The sequence below is a fragment of the Exiguobacterium sp. Helios genome, assembly GCF_014524545.1.
Classification (GTDB): domain Bacteria; phylum Bacillota; class Bacilli; order Exiguobacteriales; family Exiguobacteriaceae; genus Exiguobacterium_A.
Map to the genome: position 1 here is coordinate 1,200,528 of NZ_CP053557.1, position 22,421 is coordinate 1,222,948.

The 22,421-nt window shown below is 49.1% G+C and carries 19 protein-coding genes, 1 riboswitch and 2 other annotated features; of the genes, 12 read left to right on the forward strand and 7 right to left on the reverse strand.

Annotation, left to right across the window (positions count from 1 at the left end; translation table 11 throughout):
* Position 1 precedes the first annotated feature (1 nt).
* The 10 genes from HNY42_RS06165 to trpA all read left to right on the forward strand — a co-directional run bounded on the left by HNY42_RS06165 (position 2) and on the right by trpA (position 10,230).
* Entirely contained in the window at positions 2-1,015 is a 1,014-nt protein-coding gene (locus tag HNY42_RS06165; protein ID WP_114596332.1) for a thiamine pyrophosphate-dependent dehydrogenase E1 component subunit alpha, read from the forward strand.
* Positions 1,012-1,995 (forward strand): alpha-ketoacid dehydrogenase subunit beta, encoded by a 984-nt coding sequence (locus HNY42_RS06170; RefSeq protein WP_131503119.1) that lies wholly within the window; start codon positions 1,012-1,014, stop codon positions 1,993-1,995. The genes HNY42_RS06165 and HNY42_RS06170 overlap by 4 nt, the downstream gene beginning before the upstream one ends.
* Positions 1,996-2,008: 13 nt before the next feature.
* Positions 2,009-3,301 (forward strand): dihydrolipoamide acetyltransferase family protein, encoded by a 1,293-nt coding sequence (locus tag HNY42_RS06175; RefSeq protein ID WP_188005256.1) that lies wholly within the window; start codon positions 2,009-2,011, stop codon positions 3,299-3,301.
* A 61-nt stretch (positions 3,302-3,362) separates the two neighbouring features.
* Positions 3,363-3,595 (forward strand) — a binding site (T-box leader).
* 47 nt (positions 3,596-3,642) lie between these two features.
* Positions 3,643-3,885, forward strand: a binding site (T-box leader).
* A 49-nt stretch (positions 3,886-3,934) separates the two neighbouring features.
* The gene (trpE, locus tag HNY42_RS06180) at positions 3,935-5,329 is read left to right on the forward strand and encodes an anthranilate synthase component I (RefSeq protein WP_131503117.1); all 1,395 of its coding nucleotides are present in this window, start codon (positions 3,935-3,937) and stop codon (positions 5,327-5,329) included.
* A complete protein-coding gene (locus HNY42_RS06185; RefSeq protein WP_188005257.1) occupies positions 5,326-5,892 on the forward strand; it encodes an anthranilate synthase component II in 567 nt (188 codons plus the stop codon). The genes trpE and HNY42_RS06185 overlap by 4 nt, the downstream gene beginning before the upstream one ends.
* Before the next feature lie 5 nt (positions 5,893-5,897).
* Positions 5,898-6,917, forward strand: a complete 1,020-nt coding sequence (gene trpD / locus HNY42_RS06190) for an anthranilate phosphoribosyltransferase (RefSeq protein WP_131503115.1) — start codon at positions 5,898-5,900, stop codon at positions 6,915-6,917.
* The gene (gene trpC, locus HNY42_RS06195; protein ID WP_131973173.1) at positions 6,914-7,690 is read left to right on the forward strand and encodes an indole-3-glycerol phosphate synthase TrpC; all 777 of its coding nucleotides are present in this window, start codon (positions 6,914-6,916) and stop codon (positions 7,688-7,690) included. Before trpD ends, trpC begins: the two co-directional genes overlap by 4 nt.
* Entirely contained in the window at positions 7,677-8,255 is a 579-nt protein-coding gene (locus HNY42_RS06200; RefSeq protein WP_188005258.1) for a phosphoribosylanthranilate isomerase, read from the forward strand. Before trpC ends, HNY42_RS06200 begins: the two co-directional genes overlap by 14 nt.
* Positions 8,252-9,451 carry a tryptophan synthase subunit beta gene (gene trpB / locus HNY42_RS06205; RefSeq protein ID WP_188005259.1) on the forward strand — a complete coding sequence of 400 codons (1,200 nt, stop codon included), beginning with the start codon at positions 8,252-8,254 and terminating at the stop codon, positions 9,449-9,451. Before HNY42_RS06200 ends, trpB begins: the two co-directional genes overlap by 4 nt.
* Positions 9,451-10,230: a tryptophan synthase subunit alpha gene (gene trpA / locus HNY42_RS06210; protein ID WP_131973170.1), complete on the forward strand. Its 780-nt coding sequence runs from the start codon at positions 9,451-9,453 to the stop codon at positions 10,228-10,230. The genes trpB and trpA overlap by 1 nt, the downstream gene beginning before the upstream one ends.
* 70 nt (positions 10,231-10,300) lie before the next feature.
* Here the strand turns inward: trpA and HNY42_RS06215 are convergent, their stop codons facing one another.
* The 6 genes from HNY42_RS06215 to HNY42_RS06240 all read right to left on the reverse strand — a co-directional run bounded on the left by HNY42_RS06215 (position 10,301) and on the right by HNY42_RS06240 (position 19,181).
* Positions 10,301-12,289 (reverse strand): penicillin-binding transpeptidase domain-containing protein, encoded by a 1,989-nt coding sequence (locus tag HNY42_RS06215; protein ID WP_188005260.1) that lies wholly within the window; start codon positions 12,287-12,289, stop codon positions 10,301-10,303.
* A 126-nt stretch (positions 12,290-12,415) separates the two neighbouring features.
* Positions 12,416-13,132, reverse strand: coding sequence for a peptidoglycan DD-metalloendopeptidase family protein (locus HNY42_RS06220; RefSeq protein ID WP_131503109.1), 717 nt, complete (start codon positions 13,130-13,132; stop codon positions 12,416-12,418).
* A 326-nt stretch (positions 13,133-13,458) separates the two neighbouring features.
* A complete protein-coding gene (locus HNY42_RS06225) occupies positions 13,459-14,349 on the reverse strand; it encodes a diacylglycerol/lipid kinase family protein (protein WP_114596321.1) in 891 nt (296 codons plus the stop codon).
* A gap of 120 nt (positions 14,350-14,469) precedes the next feature.
* Complete coding sequence (locus HNY42_RS06230) at positions 14,470-15,945, reverse strand: alanine/glycine:cation symporter family protein (protein ID WP_188005261.1); 1,476 nt, start codon at positions 15,943-15,945, stop codon at positions 14,470-14,472.
* Positions 15,946-16,161: 216 nt separating this feature from the next.
* Complete coding sequence (gene abc-f, locus HNY42_RS06235) at positions 16,162-18,021, reverse strand: ribosomal protection-like ABC-F family protein (protein WP_188005262.1); 1,860 nt, start codon at positions 18,019-18,021, stop codon at positions 16,162-16,164.
* A 278-nt stretch (positions 18,022-18,299) separates the two neighbouring features.
* Positions 18,300-19,181, reverse strand: a complete 882-nt coding sequence (locus HNY42_RS06240) for a DUF1002 domain-containing protein (RefSeq protein ID WP_188005263.1) — start codon at positions 19,179-19,181, stop codon at positions 18,300-18,302.
* A gap of 190 nt (positions 19,182-19,371) precedes the next feature.
* Positions 19,372-19,477: riboswitch (TPP riboswitch) on the forward strand.
* Positions 19,478-19,550: 73 nt separating this feature from the next.
* Here HNY42_RS06240 and tenA point away from each other — a divergent pair.
* Positions 19,551-20,246: a thiaminase II gene (tenA, locus tag HNY42_RS06245; protein ID WP_131973164.1), complete on the forward strand. Its 696-nt coding sequence runs from the start codon at positions 19,551-19,553 to the stop codon at positions 20,244-20,246.
* A 67-nt stretch (positions 20,247-20,313) separates the two neighbouring features.
* Here tenA and HNY42_RS06250 read toward each other — a convergent pair whose 3' ends face one another.
* Entirely contained in the window at positions 20,314-21,087 is a 774-nt protein-coding gene (locus HNY42_RS06250; protein WP_131973163.1) for a sporulation protein, read from the reverse strand.
* Positions 21,088-21,205: 118 nt separating this feature from the next.
* On the opposite strand from HNY42_RS06250, the gene HNY42_RS06255 reads away from it, so the two are divergent.
* Complete coding sequence (locus tag HNY42_RS06255) at positions 21,206-22,390, forward strand: class I SAM-dependent methyltransferase (RefSeq protein ID WP_188005264.1); 1,185 nt, start codon at positions 21,206-21,208, stop codon at positions 22,388-22,390.
* The last annotated feature ends 31 nt before the right edge of the window (positions 22,391-22,421 follow it).

Sequence of the window (22,421 nt, forward strand, 5' to 3'; positions counted from 1 at the left end):
GATGGAAAAAATAGAATTCAAAGAACTCGTCGAACTGGGTTTGACGGAGCAAGATGCGATTCAAATGTTCGAAACGATGGTCCGGGCGCGCAAGATTGACGAACGGATGTGGAAATTGAACCGGGCTGGAAAAATCCCGTTCCTCGTTTCCTGTCAAGGGCAGGAAGCGGCCCAAGTCGGCGCCGCTTACGCGCTTGAAAAAGGGACGGACTATATCTTGCCGTACTACCGCGATCTCGGCGTCGTGTTGCATTTCGGTCAGACGTCACGTGACATCATGTTGTCCGCTTTCGCAAAAGCGGAAGATCCGAACTCCGGCGGACGGCAAATGCCGGGTCATTACGGTTCGCGTGCTTTAAACATCGTCACGGGATCTAGCCCGGTGACGACGCAAGTTCCGCATGCCGTCGGGATTGCCCTCGCTGCAAAGATGCGTCAAGAGCCGCTTGTCGCGTACGTTTCATTCGGCGAAGGTTCATCGAACCAGGGCGACTTCCATGAAGGGGCGAACTTTGCCGGCATTCATAAATTACCGGTCATCCTGTTTTGTGAAAACAATAAATATGCGATTTCAACGCCGCTTTCGAAACAATTATCGGCGAAACACGTCGCCGACCGGGCGATCGGATACGGGATGCCGGGTGTGACGATTGACGGAATTGACCCGCTTGCGGTCTATAAAGCGGTCAAAGAAGCGCGTGAGCGTGGTCTCCGCGGTGATGGTCCGACGTTGATTGAAGTCGAAGTTGAACGGCTTGTTCCCCATTCATCGGATGATGACGATAAATCGTATCGTTCGGCAGAAGAACTGGCTGAACTGAAAACACGTGACGGAGTTAAATTGTTCCGTGAAAAATTAATTCAGATGGGTGTCTTAACGGAAGAAACGGCACAAGACATCGAAGCGAAACTTGAGCAGGAAGTAGACGAAGCGACGGCTTATGCGGAAGCAGCAGCCTATGATACAGCTGAAAACACACTCCGTTACGTGTACGATGAGGGGGAAACGAAATGACGACATTAAGTTTAATCGAAGCAATCAACAGCGCAATTAAAGAAGAGATGGAACGCGACGAATCGGTCTTCGTCCTCGGAGAAGACGTTGGCGTCCGCGGTGGCGTTTTCCGGGCGACACAAGGATTACTTGAACAGTTCGGGGAAGCACGTGTCATCGACGCACCGCTCGCTGAGAGTGCAATCGCCGGTGTCGGAATAGGGGCTGCGATGTACGGGATGCGACCGATTGCTGAAATGCAGTTTGCTGATTTCATCATGCCGGCCGTCAACCAGATCGTCAGTGAAGCGGCGAAAATCCGTTACCGTTCGAACAATGACTGGTCGTGCCCGATCGTCATCCGGGCACCGTTCGGCGGCGGAATTCACGGCGCACTTTACCACTCACAATCCGTCGAAGCGATGTTCAATTCGACACCGGGCTTAAAAATCGTCATTCCGTCGAATCCGTACGATGCTAAAGGACTGCTGAAGGCAGCAATCCGTTCGAATGATCCGGTGTTGTTCTTTGAACATAAGCGCGGATACCGTCTCCTGAAAGGTGAAGTACCGGAAGAGGATTATATCGTTGAAATCGGCAAAGCTGATGTCAAACGGGAAGGCGAAGATTTGACGGTGATCACGTACGGTCTTTGTGTTCAATTCGCCCTTGACGCAGCGGCACGTCTTGAGAAAGACGGCATCGATGTTCATATTCTTGATTTACGGACCGTTTATCCGATTGACCGGGAAGCAGTCGTCGAGGCAGCCCGGAAAACCGGAAAAGTCTTGCTCGTGACAGAAGATAACAAAGAAGGCAGTGTCATGAGTGAAGTGTCGGCGATTATTGCGGAAGAAGCGTTATTTGATCTCGACGCACCAATCGAACGACTGTGCGGTCCGGATGTCCCGGCGATGCCATACGCGCCGACGATGGAGAAATTCTTTAACGTCTCGAGCGAAAAAATCGAAGATAAAATCCGGACGCTACACGCGTACTAAGGGGGAAACGTCAATGAAAACTGAAACATTAACGATGCCACAACTTGGTGAGAGTGTAACGGAAGGGACGATTTCCCTTTGGCTCGTCAAACCGGGTGATACAGTCAAGAAGTATGATCCGATCGCGGAAGTCATCACCGATAAAGTGACAGCAGAAGTCCCATCGTCCTTCGACGGTGTCATCGATCAACTGTTGGCAGAAGAAGGGGACACGTTGCAAGTTGGGGAAGCGATCATAACCTTGCAGGTCAGCGGCGGATCAACACAAGTCGCAGCAACGGAAGAAGCCGTTCCAGCAATCGAAGAAACAACGGTCTCAAGTGATCAATCGATGAAGAAACGTTATTCACCGGCCGTTCTTAAATTGTCTGCCGAGCACGGGATTGATTTGGAGCAGGTTTCGGGAACGGGGGCAGGTGGTCGGATTACCCGGAAAGACCTGCTCAAAATCGTCGAAACCGGACAAATCGCGCAACCGGATACGGTCGAAGCGCCGACGATTGAGTCGGTGCCGGCACCAAAACCGGAAGCACGACCGGAACGACATGAACAACCGCAAGCAGTGCGACCGCAAGCGGCTAAACCGATGACGAGCACGACAGAAGCCGGAGACATCGAAATTCCGACGGCCGGTGTCCGCCAAGCAATCGCAACGAACATGGTCCGCTCAAAACAGGAAGCACCGCATGCCTGGTTGATGATTGAAGTTGACGTGACGAACCTGGTCGAAGCCCGGAATCGTCACAAAGAGGCATTCTTTAAACAAGAAGGGGTCAAATTGACATTCCTCCCGTTCTTCATGAAAGCAACCGTTGAAGCATTAAAGAAACATCCAATCATGAACTCGACGTGGGCGGGCGACAAGATCATCCAGAAAAAAGCAATCAACTTGTCCCTCGCGGTCGCGACGCAAGAAGCCTTGTTCGTACCGGTCGTCAAAAATGCGGATGAACTCAGCATTAAAGGACTGGCGCGGGCAATCGATGATTTCGGCAAACGGGCGCAATCCGGACGACTGTCGTCAAGCGAGATGCAGGGCGGAACGTTTACGGTCAACAATACCGGATCATTTGGTTCGATTCAGTCAGCACCGATTCTGAACTTCCCGCAAGCGGCGATTTTGTCGGTCGAATCAATCGTCAAACGTCCGGTTTGGGTGAACGGCATGTTCGCAGCACGCGATATGGTCAACCTTTGTATGTCGATTGACCACCGGGTACTCGACGGACTCGTTGCCGGTCAGTTCCTGCAGACGGTCAAACACGCACTCGAGTCAATCGACCCGAATCAACTGTCTTTATATTGATTAAGACAAATCTATTGACAGAAAACGGTTTCCCACGTAACATGAAGGACAATTAAAGAACATAGACGCAATGACGAAGAAAAGTAACCTATGAAACGATTGAAGAGAGCTGATGGGTGGTGCGAATCAGTATCGGGAAACAGGTGAATGGGCTTCTGAGCATCAGACCGAACTTACAGTAGGCTCTGACGGGTACCTTCCGTTATCAAGGACGACGAATCAGGGTGACCGGTTCGTTCGAGGGGACTAGTACTAGTCAACGAAGGTGGTACCGCGGGTTTTCCCGTCCTTCATGTTTAACATGAATGGATGGGGAAACCCTTTTCGTATTTAAGTGAATAAGTAAATCGATGAATGAGTTAAGTAGTCAGACAAATCGTTGTTCCAGAGAGCGGGAGAGAGGTGGAACTTCCGTACAGCGATGTCTGATGAATGGTCTCATGAGAGCATGACTGAACGGTAAGTAGGTCGTGACGGAAGCCCCCGTTATCTTAGGCTACGATGTCTCGTCAAGACGCATCGGAAGAGTGGGAACGTGTATCGTTCCAATTGTGAGGTGGCACCGCGAGTCTATCGTCCTCCATACGGCATTTGCTGTATGGAGGACTTTTTTTATATCAGGAGGCGAACAGGATGATCGAGACAGAACAATTGATAATCGAGCAAATCGAAATGAACGGCGATGAATTGACGCCAATCTCCATCTTTTTAAATCTGGAAGGAGACCGGAAATGTCTGCTTGAAAGCTCAGCGAGCGGCAGTAACGGTCGTTACTCGATCATCGGCGTCAATCCGGTCGAATTGCTTCGGGCGGAAGGCAATCAAGTGACGCGGCACCATCTTCAGACGGAAGAAACCGTGACGATGACAGGGAATCCGGTCCGGCTGTTGCAACAGTCTGTGACACGGGGGACGACCGATGCCGACTTTCCGTTCTTAAGCGGCGCAATCGGCTATGTCGGCTATGATGCGATTCGGGCGTATGAGAACATCGGAGCGGTACCGGACAGTGACCGCAATTTGCCGGACGCCTTGCTTGCCGTCTATGACGAAATTATTTTATATGACCACCTGGAACACCGGGTGCATTTAATTCATACGTCACTCGGTGGACTGACGGACCGGCAGGAGATGATTCGGAAACTGAAGCTCCGCAAAACCTTACTGGAACAAACCGGTCAGCAGACCCGGATCGAGCGCCCGCTTGAAAACATCGTCTATCAACCGCAGATTGAAAAAGAAACTTTTATATCACTCGTCGAACAGGCGAAACAACATATTCGTCAGGGAGATGTGTTCCAACTGGTCCTGTCGCAACGGCTCGATGCGACATTCGCCGGCGACCCGTTCCACTTTTACCGGAAGCTGCGCCAGGACAATCCGAGCCCGTATCTCTTTTACATTGATTTAGGAGAAGTCATCGTCCTTGGTGCATCACCGGAAAGTCTGGTCCAGGTCAAAGGTCGTCATGTCACGACAAATCCGATTGCCGGGACACGGCCCCGCGGAAAAACGAAACAGGAAGACACGCAACTGGCGCATGATTTATTGAACGACGAGAAAGAACAGGCTGAACACCGGATGCTCGTTGACTTAGGACGAAATGATCTTGGTCAAGTCTGCCAGGTCGGTACCATCCATGTCTCGCGGGAAATGGAAATCGAACGGTTCAAAAATGTCATGCATCTCGTTTCCGTCGTCGAAGGAAGACTTGCGGAAGGACGTACAGGAGCGGACGCATTGATTTCCTGTCTGCCGGCAGGTACCGTCTCGGGAGCCCCGAAGATTCGGGCGATGCAGTTGATCAATCAATATGAGACAAAAAAACGGGAAGTCTATGCCGGAGCGGTCGGGTATTTTGATGTCAGCGGAAATCTTGATTTTGCGCTCGCCATCCGGACGATGGTCATCCAACACGGAAAAGCGTACGTTCAGGCCGGAGCGGGTATAGTCTATGATTCTGATCCGACCTTGGAGTATGAAGAGACGTTGCATAAAGCGAAGTCGTTACTGGAGGTCTGGAAATGATTGTACTGATTGACAACTATGATTCTTTTACCTATAACCTGTATCAATATGCAGCCGTCTACGATGAGATCCGAGTCATCCGAAATGATGCGATTGAAGTGAGCGCGATTGCCGACTTGAATCCGGCTGGAATCATCTTATCGCCGGGACCGGGTCATCCGAGTGATGCCGGTATTTGCCTCGACGTGATTGAGACATACTCCGGAAAGATCCCGATACTCGGTGTCTGTCTCGGACACCAGGCAATCGGTCAAGCATTTGGCGGCCGTGTCATCGAAGCGGATGAGATCCGGCACGGAAAGACATCAACAATCCGGCAAACCGGACGATTGTTTACCGGTCTTCCGGAACAACTCGACGTCATGCGTTACCATTCCTTGATCGTCGAGCGGACGAGCTTACCGGAAGTACTGGAAGTGACCGCCGTGACCGATGACGGAACAATCATGGCACTCGAACACCACACACATCCGACATACGGGATTCAGTTTCACCCGGAATCGATCGGAACCCCGTTTGGACAACAAATGATTCAACGATTTATCGAACTGACGAAGGAGTGACAGGAATGAAGGACGTATTGACGAAATTGACGAATGCCAATCATCTCCGCTTTGATGAAATGCAACAGGCGGCCCGCGCCTTATTTGCGGCAGATGTCACAGACAGTGAAATTGCAGCTTTTCTCGTTGCACTGAAAGCCAAAGGTGAAACGGCGGAAGAACTGGCCGGTCTTGCTTCCATCATGCGGGAAGTCGCACTCGACATTCCGGTGACAGGAACGGATTTTATCGATAACTGCGGAACAGGCGGCGACGGTTCCCAATCCTTTAACATCAGTACGACAGCGGCATTTGTTTTGGCCGGTGCCGGAGCCAAAGTAGCAAAACACGGAAACCGGAGTGTCTCAAGCAAAACGGGCAGTGCCGATGTACTCGAAGCACTCGGTGTCCCGCTCGATGTGACGGCAGAAGACATTGCGAAGTTGCTTGAAGCAAACGGGATTGCGTTTCTGTTCGCCCAACGGATGCACCCGCGTGTCAAACAGATCATGAAAGTCCGCCGCGATTTACGGATTCCGACAATCTTTAATCTGATTGGACCGCTAACGAATCCGGTACCATTAAAAACACAGTTACTCGGAATTTACCGGGAAGATTTGCTTGAGACGATGGCCTTGACCTTACATCGGCTTGGACGAAAACGTGCCATCGTCTTACACGGAGCGTGTGGGATGGATGAAGCATCACTCGCAGGAACAAATCAATTGGTGCTGCTCGATCAAGGCGAGTTGATCCGGTTCAGTCTTCACCCGGAAGAAGTTGGACTGGCGGTCGCGCCACTCGAAGCCATCCGTGGCGGTACGGCTGCAGAAAATGCGGAAATCCTCTTGCGGGTCCTCCGCGGGGAAGCGGGTCCATACCGGGATACCGTCTTACTCAATGCCGGAATCGCTTTGTTTGCGGAAGGGCGGGTCGAGACGATTCGCGAAGGAATCGAACGGTCGGCGGAAAGCATCGATTCCGGTCGGGCACTTGAAAAATTACATTATTTACAACGGATGAAACAACAGGAGGCAATCGGATGAATATATTAGACCGCATCATCGAGACGAAACGACAGGAAGTCGACCGTCTGAAAATCGACGGGGTCAGAGCGGCGGAACCCCGGAAGCTCAACCAGTCGATTCATCAATCACTTGGAGGGACGGATTTGTCCGTCATCGGCGAAATCAAACGGGCTTCACCGTCAAAGGGTGATATTTCATTGCATGTCGATCCTGTTGAACAGGCGAAACGGTATGCGGCAAGTGGGGCAACGGTCATCTCGGTCTTGACCGATCAAACGTATTTTAAAGGAAGCATGGAAGATTTAGCGGCCGTCACGAAAGCAGTCAACGTTCCGGTGCTGTGTAAAGACTTTATGATCGACCGGATCCAGATTGATCTCGCGAAAGCTCATGGTGCCAGTTTGATTCTGTTGATCGTTGCGGCGCTTGACGACGAAACCTTACACGATCTATACGCCTATGCTTATGCGAGTGGCCTCGAAGTATTGGTCGAAGTGCACGATGCGGCGGAGCTGGAACGGGCGGAACGGTTGCAGGCGAAAATTATCGGCATCAACAACCGGAACCTGAAGAAATTCGAAGTCAGTCTCGACACGTCAATCGAGTTACTCAAAACGAAATCAACGGATGTCCGCTATATCAGTGAGAGCGGCATCAAGACCGTTGCTGAAGCGCAGATGCTTCACGCGGCAGGTGCAGATGGAATTTTAATCGGGGAAACGTTAATGCGGGCGGAAGATCCGGCAACTTTCATTCAAGCCGTCAACGGAGTGAAACATGACACGTATTAAGTTCTGTGGGCTGAAGCGGCAAGAAGACGTCCATTTCGCCGTTGAACGGGCGGACTATATCGGATTCGTCTTTGCTCCGAGCAAGCGGCAGGTCACATTGACGGAAGCAGCACGGCTTCGGGCAGAAATTCCGGAGACGGTCCAGGTCGTCGGTGTCTTCGTCTCTCCGACGAAACAGGAAGTCGAGGAAGCGATTGAGCAGGTCGGATTGGATTTAATTCAGCTTCACGGGCAGGTCCCGGATGAGCTGTACCGGGAGAAGCGGGTGCCGGTCATTCAGGCGCTCGCAGCCGGAACACAGATTACGGTTCATCCGGACGCCGATTATGTGTTATTTGATGCACTGGAAGCGGGAAGCGGTCAAACCTTTGATTGGACAACCGATCTACGGGTCGATCAACCGATGTTCGTCGCAGGTGGTCTGCAGGCAGATAACGTCGGACAAGTGATTGAACGGTATCAGCCGTTTGCTGTTGATGTCTCAAGCGGTATTGAAACGAATGGTCAAAAAGATACGAAAAAAATGCAGGCATTTCATGATGCCGTAAAGGAGACTTTTAAATGACACGTTATTCACAACCTGATGCACTGGGACAATACGGAATCTACGGAGGACGTTACATTCCGGAAACATTGATGCAGGCCGTTCTTGAGCTCGAACAAGCCTATGCCGAAGTGAAGGAAGATCCGGCGTTTCATGAACGGATGAATGATTTACTCGAAAATTATGTCGGACGAAAAACACCGCTTTATTACGCGGAACATTTGACGCGGGCGATCGGCGGCGCAAAAATCTACTTGAAACGCGAAGATTTGAACCATACCGGTGCCCATAAAATCAACAATACGATTGGGCAAGCACTACTCGCCGAACGGATGGGAAAACGGAAAATTGTTGCCGAGACCGGTGCCGGACAACACGGTGTCGCGACGGCGACCGTCTGTGCGCTACTTGATCTCGAATGCGTCATCTTTATGGGAGAAGAAGACATCCGGCGCCAGGAATTAAACGTCTTCCGGATGGAGTTGCTCGGCGCGAAAGTCGTTTCGGTAACGCAAGGAAGCCGGACGTTAAAAGATGCTGTCAATGAAGCGTTACGTTACTGGGTCAAACACGTCGACGATACGCATTACTTGATGGGATCGGTCCTCGGCCCCCACCCGTTCCCGGAAATCGTCCGTGATTTCCAAGCGATCATCGGTAAGGAAACACGGGCGCAGATTCTTGAAAAAGAAGGCAAGTTACCGGAAGCCATCGTTGCCTGTGTCGGAGGCGGAAGCAACGCAATTGGCATGTTCCATCCGTTTATCGACGATGAAGAAGTCGCATTGTACGGCATCGAAGCAGCCGGAAACGGACTCGAGACGGAGAAACATGCCGCCACGATGTCTAAAGGTGAGGTCGGTGTCCTGCACGGCTCAATGATGTATCTCTTACAGGATGAGCATGGTCAAGTCACGGAAGCACACTCGATTTCAGCCGGACTGGACTATCCGGGAGTCGGACCGGAACACAGCCTGCTAAAAGACATCGGCCGTGTTCAGTACGAAGCAGTAACGGATCAACAGGCACTCGATGCCTTGCAACTGCTCTGTCAAAAAGAAGGCATCATTCCGGCACTGGAGTCGGCTCATGCCGTCGCACAGGCGACGGAACTCGCAAAAGGGATGCAACCGGAAGAAGTTGTCGTCATCTGTCTTTCAGGACGCGGCGATAAAGATGTCATGACCGTCAGAAATGCCTTGAAGGGGGAAGCATGATGCGATTAGAAGAAGCAATCCGAACAGTTAATGCACGTGGTGAAAAAGCGTTTATCCCGTATGTCATGGGAGGAGACGGAGGCATCGATCGTCTGCCGGATATTTTAGCGTTTCTTGAACGATCCGGTGCGACGGCGATTGAAGTCGGGGTGCCGTTTTCCGATCCGGTTGCCGATGGTCCGGTCATTCAGGAAGCAGGACTACGGGCACTGGCAGAGAAAATCAGTTTGAAGGATGTCCTTGAGGCGATCCGGATTGCGCGTCAGTCAACTAGCGTGCCAATCGTCGTCATGACGTACTTGAATCCAATCTTCCGCTTCGGTATTGATTCCTTTTTATCGACGTGCCGTGAAGTCGGTGTCGACGGGTTGATCATTCCCGATCTGCCACTCGAACAAAGCGATCAGTTTTTTGCCGGACGCAATAAAACAGACATCGCACTCGTTCAACTGGTCTCGCTGACAAGTCCGATTGAACGAATTGAAAAACTTGCGACGCGCAGCGAAGGGTTCCTTTACGCCGTGACCGTTAACGGGACGACAGGGGGACAAACCAACTTCGGGGATTCACTTGAACAGCATTTGGCGAAAGTGGCGCAACTGAGTCCGGTTCCGGTCATGGCTGGCTTCGGGATCAGTACACCGGAACACGTCCGTCAGCTCAGTACAAGTGTCGCTGGTGTCATCGTTGGCAGTAAAATCGTCGAATTGTTGCAGCAAGGGGATGAAACGGCAATTGAACAATTGATGGCAGCCCGCCTGCCGGACGTGACGGTGTAAAAATAGGAGCATGACAAAACGAGGGTACCGGATTTCATTCCGGCACCCTCGTTTGCTGTAGTATCACTTTTCATTTGTTGGCATGACTTTTTAAAACGTCTGCGACAAGACCCGATACATACGGGCTGCCCCGGTCTTCCTTCTCGACCGATTCAATCATGATCGCAACGAGCAAATCTTTCTTGTCATTGTCATAGCCGACGAAAAAGCCGTTTTCCTGACCGTTTTCTTCACCGGACTTCTTTAGTTCAGCTGTGCCGGTTTTGCCGGCAACTTTAATTTCAGGAATATCAGCCGGTAAGGAGTAGCCCGCATGAACGACATCATACAGATCGTCGCGGATCATTGCAGCATCTTTTGCGTCGAGCACGTCTTTTTTCCAAACCTGCTTCGTTTTTTCTTCGGCCAGCAACGTCGGTCGATAAATTGTCCCGTCTGTCAGGAAGATTTCGTACATCGAAGCAAGGTGCAGGATGTTTGTCAGCATCTGTCCTTGTCCGTAAGATGTATCCATCAGCTGACCGTCGGAAGCAATCGAACCGTCGTTTGAAATTTGTGATGCCCGCATCGGATAAGTGAAGGGAATTTTTTCTCCGTACCCGAGTGCTTCAAGACCGGAAGTAAACGTTTTGGTTCCGATTTGTTCGAGTGTTGATTTGGCGAAGTAGATATTATCCGAGTAGACCAAGGCATTATGGAGATTGACCGGATCCGGTGTCTCGTGAATCCGTGTGACGTTGAACCCGTCGACTTTTGTCTTTAACCCGTCAATCGTATACGCTTTTTCCGGATCGAGCGTTTGACTTTTTAAGCCGACCGCTGCCGTCAACGGTTTTTGGGTCGAGCCGGGAGCAAAGGCACTCGTAAACCGGTTTAACAGCGGTTGATCGGGATCGTTCGTCAACGTATCGAGACGGGCCTGTGAAATACCCGTTGTAAATTCCGACGGATCGAATCCGGGAGAACTTAGCAGGACACGGGTCTCACCGGTCCGGGGATCAATCGCGGTCGCAGTCCCCGGATCATCGTTCATCGTCGCATAGGTCGTTTGTTGTAACTTCCCGTCGATCGTCAGCTCGATATCCTGTCCATCCTTTGCTTCCGTCTCAGCGACGGTAACCGTTGTTTTATCCGGCTTAACGATGTTGATTTGGGCACCGGACTTCCCGCGTAATGTTTCGTCGAGTACCTGCTCGAGACCGCGTTTTCCGACTTGTTCGCCTGCTTGGATCGTTTGTTTTGATTGTTTGATGTCATCCGCTGTTGCGGAACCGGTATAGCCGATCAAATGGGAAGTCGCTTTCCCGAACGGATATGTCCGGACTTCCGTTTCCTTGACGCTGATACCGTCGAGTTGCTTGAGGCGGTCGATTTTTGATTTGTCGTTTGCTGTATACGTCTTCAGCGGAACGAATTGTCCGTCCTTGACCCAACTGGCGCCGAGTGCATCTTCGATTGCAGAGACAGGACGGTCGAGCAGTTTGGCAAGCGCAGTAAGATCTTTGACTTTACCTGCAACGGCACCGACTTGGTAACCGGTGCCTGTCGTGGCGAGAGGCTGATTTTTGACATCAAGTAAATCACCACGTTTGGCATCGAGCGTCGTCAACTGGACTTGATCCTCTTTCTTGAAATCCTTTAAAACAAACGAAGAATTCCAGTCAATGTACCAGTTTTCCGTATCTTGTTGTTTCTCGAACGTTAACGGGATGTCCTTTTTATAGGAAACCGGTCCGGCCAGTGTCTCAAAAGAGATTTTCACCGGTAAACTTGTCTGTTCCTTCTCTTCGTTTTCTGTGGTTTTCATTCGTTCGACAGAGATCTTTTCAATGGCAAGAGAATCAGCTAATTTTTTTGTCCGATCGACAAACTCTTTTTTACCGTATGTTTTTTGAGTTTCCTTGCTGGCATAATCAGCATACATTTTATCGTAATCTTGTTTTTCCCATAATTTGATATAGGCATCTAATCGTTCTTCAGGTGTCGGTTGATCTTGGCAACCGGCAAGGATGGTCAGTACGAAGCTTGTCGAAAGCAGAAGCGGGAGCGTATTCTTCAAGGGAAATCCTCCTTTACGGAAAGTTTGTCCTATAACCGTATCATTCTTTGCAAAGGATTTCATCTCGAACGAACGACAAAAAAAACTCACGCGAAGATAAACATTCGCGTGAGAGGAGATCAGGTCTTAATTAAAATAGTTCAGCGGGTTGACGCTGTTTGCTGCAGAAGAAGCGCTGTAAACATAGTTTCCACGGTGCATTTCGAAATGAAGGTGTGAGCCGAATGAGTTGCCGGTGTTGCCGATATTACCGATGCGTGAACCCTTGGCAACAGTTTGTCCAACAGAAACAGCTCGACTGCTTAAGTGTGCATATACCGTCGTATAGGAAATTCCATTGACGGTATGCTTCATCATGATGTGGTTACCGTAAGCGCCGTAATACCGGGAAGTGATGACTGTACCGGCAGCAGAAGCATAAACTGGTGTACCCGTTGGGGCAGCGATATCAATCCCGTTATGGAACGTGTAACCGTAAGTACCGCTAGCGGCACCATACCCTTGGGCAATCCGTCCGCTGGCTGGTCGTGAAAATCCGCTAGACGCTTTTGTAGATGTCGTAACACTGTATTTTTTAGCATATGTAGAAGAGATGTAACGGGATGTGCCGCCGTAAGAAATTTTTGTCCAAGATCCGGACACGCCTAAATAATTGAAAGTTTGACCAGAATTGACACTACCGACGACTTTGTAAGCAGTCGAAGGACCCGTTCGAACCCGCAACCCGTCTGCGGTTACTTTTACTTTGTACGTTGTTGCTGCTTCAACTTTTTCTATACCCGTTGTAGCGAAACCAGAAACCATCAGTGCTGTCATTGTCATAGTTGTAATCATGCGTTTCATGTAGAAGTTCCTCCTAAAGTGTGAAAGACGACGGACGATTATGTAAGGGAACAAGACCCTTTCAAAGTTGTAAGATACAAAGCATATGTATTTAATATGTATAAATATTTTCTTGATAGAATGATTATAGCATCGCAAATAACACAAAAATATTTCAGTTTCATTGCAAGATTATAGTTGTATAACATATATTGTAATGGAATATTTTTCATTTATTATCTGAATTTGTTTTAAATAAAATAGAATGTATAGCTCTTTTTATGAAAAAATTTAAAAACCCGTGACGATGCGAGAGACACATCATCACGGGGTATAGGCAAAAAGAATTAGTTGGAAACGGGTGCGAAAACAGTTAAATGCTGGCTTAAGACCTGAACCGTAACAGGAAGATGACCCGCTGTGTCGCCGTCAGCATTAATCGGGAGACGTTCCTTTGAATCGATATGAACTTCTTTTGTCGTAAAATATTCCACTTGATCAGCGTCAGAAATTTTTCCGGTTAATAGTTTCGGTAAGGCCTGTAAGGCATCAAAGAAACCAAGCTGTTTGACGATGAAGACATGCAACAGACCATCGTCGACACGGGCTTCTTTCGCAAACGATTCGAAACCGCCGACAGAATTGGTCAAGGAAATGATCAGGAGAGGCGTTTCACCATCAAACGATTTTTCTTTCGCCGTCAGTTGGATCGGATAGGGACTATGGTCTTTAAAGGCTTTTAGTCCTTCAATGAAGTAGGCGACGGAACCAAGCGATGTTTTTTGTTCGACACTTACTTCTTCGACCGCTTCTGCAATCAAACCGACAGCGATGACGTTCATGAAATAATGATCATCATACTTACCGATGTCGAGCGGGCGGGACGGAGCATCCTCTAAAACGCTGATAGCTTCCTGCGGATCTGTCGGAATGTTCAATGCACGCGCTAAGTCATTGACCGTTCCGAGCGGCACGATGCCAAGCGTCGGTCGATGTTCTTGTTCCGCGATGCCGGTGATGACCTCATTAACCGTTCCATCCCCACCCATAGCGACGACGGCATCATAATGCCCGACTGCAGCTTGTTTGGCAAATTCGGTTGCATCGCGTTCTTTTTCCGTAAAACGGACATCGACTTCCGTAAACCGTTGCGCCAATGTTCCTTCCGCAAATTCAGCGTGTTTCTTTCCAAGTTCTTTACCGGATGACGGATTGATGATGAGCATGACTTTTGACACAAATGATTCCTCCTTTGATTCTACCTGTTCCTATTTTCCCAAGATTCCATAAACATAATCCTGGACAGAAAAAAACCTTGGACATCACGAAGATTCGTCATGTCCAAGGAAACGATGAAATTAGCGACGGGCGATTGGAGGAGGGGATGCTTCTCCTGCTGCCGGACGAACGGTTTCTTCTTCGTCCCAACACTCTGTATTTTCGATACCGAGTGCTTTCGCCGAGAAGACCGGATCGAGTCCTTTTTTCCGTTGTTCCTGGTAATCGTTGATGACTTTGAGGGCGATACCGCCTAAGAGTGAGATGGCCGTCAAGTTGATCAACGTCATACCTGCCATGAAGAGGTCAGCGAAGCTCCAAACCATTCCCAGACTGAGGACGGAACCGATGAAAACAAAGGCCATTGTCGCAATCCGGAATCCGAAGACAGCAGCCGGACTGTTTTTGATGAATTCGATGTTTGTTTCACCGTAGTAGTAACTGCCGACGATTGAACTGAAAGCGAACAAGAAGACACAGATTGCGATGAAGGCAGGAGCGACGGCACCCAGTTGTTCACCTAATGCGTTCTGTAACATCGCGATTCCTTCCCCGTTACCTGTCGCATAACTGTCACTGAGAAGAACGATGGCAGCTGTTGCTGTACAAACGATCAACGTATCAAGGAAAACACCAAGTGTTTGTAGGAATCCTTGTTTGGCCGGGTGAGAAACTTCGGCCGCCGCGGCAGCGTTCGGTGCAGAACCCATACCGGCTTCGTTTGAGAACAGACCCCGTTTGACACCAAGCGAAATCGCAGCTCCGACCGATCCGCCGAAAGCTTGCTCGATGCCGAAAGCGCTCTTGAAGATCATAGCGAAGACGCCGGGAAGTTCCGTCAGGTTCGTGACGACGACGAACAGAGCAGCAATCAGGTAAAGACCGGCCATGACAGGGACGACGATGGCTGAGAACTTCGCTACCCGGTGAACACCACCGAAGATGACCAGTCCTGTCAAGACAACGAGTACACCGCCGACGACAGCTTTATTGATACCAAAGGCATTATCAAATGCGGCCGCAATCGTGTTCGATTGAACGGAATTGAAGATTAAGCCGAACGTGACGGCGATTAAGATGGCGAAGACAACACCGAGCGCACGGTTTTTTAAACCCTTTTCGATGTAGTAGGCGGGACCGCCGCGGTAGGCATTCGTTTTACTGTCGCGGACTTTATAGACTTGAGCAAGCGTACTTTCAATTAAAGCAGTTGCGCCTCCGAGTAATGCAACCATCCACATCCAGAAGACGGCACCGGGTCCGCCGAGCGTAAGGGCAATCGTAACACCGGCGAGGTTACCAGTTCCGATTCGTGTAGCGGCACCGATGAAGAAGGACTGTAAAGAGGTAATGCTTTGTCCTTCATCGTCCGTTGTTTTCTCGTTTTTATCGAGTGTGACACGGAACATTTCTTTTAAGTACCGGAACTGAATGAATTTTGTCCGAATCGTAAAGTAGATGCCGACTCCGATCAGTGCCGCGATTAAAACATAAGACCATAATAAGTTGTTGGCAAAATCGACTCCTGATTGTACTGCTTGTTGAAAGGCATCCATCTGAAAAATTCCTCCTAATGTGTTGTAGCAAAATGGCTATACGCTAAATTATACGAATTTTCAGATAATATGCAAGGTGAATTTTGAAACTTTTTTTCATAAATTAACACGGTTAACTATTTAAAAAGTAGAGAATTTGAACTGTTTTTGAAAAATAAAAGAGACCTGTCGACTAAATCGACAGGTCATAAAATCACATAATTTAGGAGGAATGACTCATTCCGAAGCTAAAAATTGTTCGTATTGCGCATCGAGCTGTTGGACAAGTTCTTCACGGATAGAAAAAAGTTTCACCGTCTCTTCATAATCCGTCGTTTCAGCAAGTTGCCGATCAAGCATCTTCAGTTCCTGTTCCAATCGTTCGATCGTCTCTTCTACTTGACGTGTTGTCTGTACTGGAATAGAAGGAGATGGTCGTTTTTTAGCAGAGACGACGTTCTTCGGTATTTTGGCGTCAGGCGACTGTGTTTGCCGTTTGGTTGACGCATAGACATAGGGACCGGGAAACAGCTCCATCGTCTGATCAAGCCAAAGGGTCTTCGTAAACAGCCGGTTCAAGAAATAGCGGTCGTGCGAAACGGCGATCAACGTTCCGTCAAACGATTCGAGTGCCTCTTCAAGCGCATCACGTGATTCGATGTCGAGATGATTGGTCGGCTCATCCAAAATCAGTACGTTCAAATCGGAGTGGACCAGAACCGCGAGCATCAGCCGCATGCGTTCGCCACCACTTAACGCCTCGACCGGTAAGAAGACCCGGGGGCCAAAAAACAAGAACTGGGCGAGACGCTGCCGCGCCGTTCCTTCATCGAGATCAACGGTCGTGCGAAAAACGTCAATCAAACGTTCACCGGGCGGGAAGTCAACTCGTTGCGACAGGTAGCCGATTTTCACTGACGGTCCACGCGTAATCAGACCGCTTGTCGGTTCGAGATGGCCTAACAGGAGATGCAATAGTGTGGATTTTCCGCTTCCGTTTGCGCCGACGATGGCGATTCGATCTTTTGCCGAAATCTCAAAGTTTAATGAATGAAACAACGGTTGTTTAGAGAAGGCAATACTGACATCCTCGACGCGGTAAACCATCCGGCTCGTTTTTCCATGTGCTGCAAACGCAAGATCGGGGGTCTCGGCGTCAAGCCTTGGGCGTTTGATCCGTTCGATCCGTGCGAGTGCCCGTTCCATCGATTTTGCTTTTCGGAATAGTTTTTCGCTTGGTGGTGACGCTTCGTTTGCCCATTGCCGCAGACGGCGGATCGCTTCCTTCATCTGCTTGATCTTCTTCTGTTGTTCCTGGTAAGCATGGAATTGCTCAAGTAGAAGGCGTTCCTTTTCCTTCACGTAAAACGTGTAATTTCCCTGGTACAGCTGAATCTGCCCCTCCTCCAGTTCAGCGATGCGCGTCACGACCGCATCAAGAAACACACGATCGTGGGAGACGATCAGGACAGCCCCGGCATAATCGGCTAAAAAGGATTCCAGCCACTCGACGGCGTCTAAATCCAGATGGTTCGTCGGTTCGTCGAGGATCAACAACTCCGGCTCGGTCAACAACATCCTTCCGAGGCAGATTTTGGTCTGTTCGCCGCCGCTGAGCTGCTCAAACGGACGGTCCAAAAGGGCATGCAACTGCAAGCCGTTAATCATCCGGTCGATTTTGGAATCCAGCAAATACCCGCCTTGGCGCTCAAAAGCTTCGGTCTCTTGCGTGTAGCGTTCGAGCAACTGATCGATTTGATCCGTTTTTGTCGCCATGTCCCGTTCGATTTGTTGCAGGGAGCGTTGTAAATCGACAAGCGTGGCGAAGGCAGTCCACAGGACATCACGCCCCGTCATTACGTTGTCGAACACGGGAAGTTGTGCCAAATAACCGATGGAGAGCCCGCTTTTTTGATAAATCGTTCCGCTGTCTTCGGAATCAAGACGGGCAATCAAACGTAAGAGCGTCGTTTTACCGCTTCCGTTTCGGCCGATCAAGCCGATGCGGTCTTGGTGCTCGATAAAGAGGGAGACGTCCGTTAAGATATCGTCGCCTCCGAATTGTTTTGTCAGGTGTTGGATGTCGCAGATCATCATATGAAATGTCCTCTCTGGCGCATCAAAAAAAGGAGAGCGCAAACAGCACTCTCCTTGACTCGTGGAAGATGCGCTTTGCTTTATTTTTCAGGTATGAGGTTCGTTAAAAAAGGGCAGACTAGTCCCTTAGAACGCCATTCCATGAAAAATCGCGCGCAACAGATACAGTTGTTCCATCAACCAATGCTTACACGCAGCAAAACCCATGTCTCCACACCACCTTTTCCGATTCAATACATCTATTTTACCATGCCTGACAGAAAAGAAAACGTTAATCTTTATTTAAATAAGCCGGCAATCGAGTTGAAGAATGCACTGAGACCATCAAACAACTTCGCAAAAAATCCTTTTGTCTCTTCTGAGGTCGCGAAGGCCTGGATATCTTGTCCGGCATCTTTTAGACCACTCTCGATTTGACCCCAGTTCAGGTCCGCTTGTTCCATTTGATTAAACAGTCCGGTCAACCGGTCCATCTGAGCATCGGATAAATTGATGTTATTGTTTTGGATGACTTGGACGATGACGTTTTCAATCTCGACCTTCGTTTCCGGCTGTTGTTTCGCGATTTCCGCTTTGATTTCATTCATCAAGTCGGCGACTTTATCCGTCCCGACCGTTTTCCCGACATCGGATGTCACAGAGAGTTCTTGCTGGGCAAGGTCTTTTCGTTCATCCGTCAGTTTGATGCCGGTCTCGGCAGATGTTTGATCATACGCTTTCATGATCCCGGTCAAAGCCGAAGTTCCGGTTACCTTGTACGGGGACGTGATCGTAATGTCCGCATCCGTTACACCCGCTGTGACGAGGGCGTTGAGGTACATGTCTTTTGTGACCCAGGTGATGTTTTCGGTCGCGACAGATAATCCATCACCTTTTTCAGCCAACTCAATTTTAGCGGAAGAGTACATGCCGCCACCCCGTTGTGATTGGGGAATGTTTTTCCCGAGATATTTTTCTTCATCCGCAGATGTTGCAATAATCGGAGTAATGCCTTCCGGTGCATTCAGACGGGACAAGACCCACGATTTATCCTTTGCCCCAAGTGATTCGCCAAGGGTGACGATTGTTTTGTCGACCACTTGTTCAGCAGATGCGGTCGTCGGTAGCAGTAAGGTAGTAGCAAGTAATGCCGAAGCGGTCCATGTCATGGTTTTATTCATAAAAGTTCCTCCATAAGTTAAGTATCAGGTACTAAATTTAGTCTAATCGACCGGCGACAGAAGAGAATCGGTCTCAAGGACGAGCCGTCATCCACCTTCCGTCATGTTCCATTGTACAAAAAAATGGAGTGAAATGACGAGAATGGGTCAATTCCACATCAAATCATGATAAACTCAAAACAAATCAAATAGCGACCACTAGGGGAGTCAGTAGGCTGACTGAGACGACGGAGACGTTCGGACCCTTTGAACCTGATTAAGTTTGGACTTACGGAGGGAAGTGGCGTGGACGATCCTCTTTTTATGGTCTTTTCACGTCATGCCTGACATCAGGTGTGGCGTTTTTTGATTACAAAAGGGGGAACCAACATGACATTCAGTGAAGAAATCCGGCAAGCGGCAAAACGGTATTGGGACAGCAGCTTTACCCATCCATTCGTGACAGGGATTGCGGATGGAACACTACCAGAAGCAAAATTTCGCCATTACGTCCTACAGGATGCCTATTACTTAAAACATTTCGCGAAAATTCAGGCGCGGGCCGCGTCGAAGGCACAGGACTTCGCGACGATTGCCGAACTCGCGGAACATGCGACGTCGACCTATGCTGCAGAACTCAGTCTGCATCAATCGTTTTTTGAACCGCTTGGGATTTCGGACAAGACACTGGCAGAGTTTGAACCAGCACCGACCGCATATGCGTATATTTCGCATATGCACCATGCAAGTGAAGGGACGCTTGGGGAGACCATCGCTGCGATTTTACCGTGTTACTGGCTTTACTATGAGATTGGACAACAGTTACAGGCAGCGACACCGGCTTCACCGATTTATCAGCAATGGATTGCGACATACAGTTCCGAATGGTTCGAGCGGGTGGTCTTTGAACAGATTGACCGGTTAAATGAGTTGGCAGAGAAGGCGAGTGAACAAGAACGCGTCCGGATGAAACAACATTTCGTCAGAAGCTGTTATTACGAATTGATGTTTTGGCAGATGGGCTGGGCGGAAGAAACGTTTGAACGGCAGTACGAACAGACGATGGAAATGACATCATCCAAGTAAGGAAGGAAATACAAACACCGGATCCGACGATAAGCGGATCCGGTGTTTGTTCTATAGAAAACATCAATCAACTGTGGTGTTCAATCAAATCGGCGAGACGTTGTTTCACGAGTGACGGATTCGTTAAGTCCTGGTTCGATAATGAAAGTTTCGTCATCGTCTCATCGGTTCCTGCCATTTCACTGAACAGCGAACCGAGACTGTGGGCACGGCGGTCGATTTGGACGACGATGTCGATGCCGAACCGGTCTTGCAACAGGATAACTTCGATTTCGTCCAGCTTGTGAGCATAATGAGTACCGCGGGCAGAATACTCAAGTTCCTGCGCGATCGGCAAATCTTTCCGGAAGCGGCCCGGCAATTTCTCTGTATCAGCTTTCTTGAGGCGGAATCCGAGGTTTTCCATCGCTTCAAGGATGACCGATTGGTAGTCATTCGCTTTGACGACGACAGCATCGTGGTCAGAAGGGTCAACCGCCTGCGCGATATCAAGACCCGTCTCGATCCACGACTTCGATTGGCTGACGGAAAGTGGTGTATTAAAAGGGACTTGAAGCGTAAACGGTATTTCCCGTTCGACGTCTGCTTCAATCGTAAACGGGGCTTCATTTAATGCAAACCGGTCCAGTGTGAACGTCGTGAATGCCGTGCTGTCCCCGACTTCTTGTTTGTACTGGGTATTGAAGGCGAGATAAATCCGGGCGATTTCCTGATCGACGTTACCGCCCTTAATATGAACGACTCCTTGAATCGTTCCACCGGGTTCACAGTGATCTTGTTCGAGTCGTGTATCGACCGTTGCGGCACCAATGCCGATTTGTGAAAGAATTTTTTTGAACATGTTGTGTTCCTCCTTTAAATTAAGTATGACGACTAAAAATAAAGCTTGCTTGCTTGTCGAACGCGGGTGAATTTGCTACAGTTTCGAAAGACCAAACAAAAAAAGGACGGGACGATACGTGGAACTAGACCAATTAAAAGACCTGCTCACTGAAAAACTGCAGGCAACTTCACTCATACACGCGACGATTAGTGGTCCGCGCCAAAAATCAAACGATCTGCGTCGAATCAAGTTAAAACCGATTCTACTTAGAGATACGTATGCAATCCAGTTAGAGTTTCAACATGAACGGATCATTAAGCATGAGAATTTAAGTATAGAAGAATTTATTTTGCGAATGGACGACTATTTTAACGAATTTCGTCAATTTTTATTCCGTTTCGAGACGGAAGAAGTCCAGTTCCAACTCTCGAAGAAAATGAAAGTTTCACTGAAGACGACAGGCAAGGAACCGGTAAAGGCCGAACTGTCTCACAATCGAAAGAAAAGCCATTTGTTAGAAGACGGCGTGCCGGTACCGTTTTTGATTCGTCTTGGTGTAATGACGGAAGAAGGACAGGTCAAGCGTCAAAAATATGATAAGTTTAAACAAATCAATCGTTTTCTTGAATTCGTCGAAGACAGTATCGCAGTATTGCCGCAAGGGCGTACGTTACGGATTTTGGATTTTGGATGCGGTAAATCGTATCTGACGTTTGCTCTCTATCATTACTTGAAAATCGTCAAGGGATTTGATTTAAACGTCACCGGTCTTGATCTCAAAAAAGAAGTCATCGAGGATTGTACAGCCATCGCTGCTGATTTAGGGTATGATGATTTATCGTTCCGTGTCGGTGATGTCCATGATTACGACCAGGATACGGAAGTTGATTTAATGGTGACGCTACATGCTTGTGACGTTGCGACGGATGTCGCGCTTGCCCGGGCAGTCGACTGGAATGCATCGGTCATTCTCAGTGTCCCGTGTTGTCAGAAGGAGTTGAACCGTCAGCTGGACTGTTCACCGCTTGACGTCATGCTGCAACATGGATTGATTCAAGAAAAGTTTGCTTCGCTCGCAACGGATTCCATCCGGGCAGAGTTGTTGACATTGGTCGGCTACGATACGCAACTGCTTGAGTTCATTGATTTAGAAAACACGCCGAAAAATATCTTGATTCGGGCTTATAAAAATCCGAAGCAGCCAACGGAAGAAAAAATTGACCGGTATATCGCTTTCCGAGACCTGTTACACGCTAAACCGTATTTAGAACGTGAATTGAGCGGCAGACTTGGACAGATTTCACCGAAACTCGTACAATAAAGAAGACAACGATTTAAAGGGGGAAACAAAT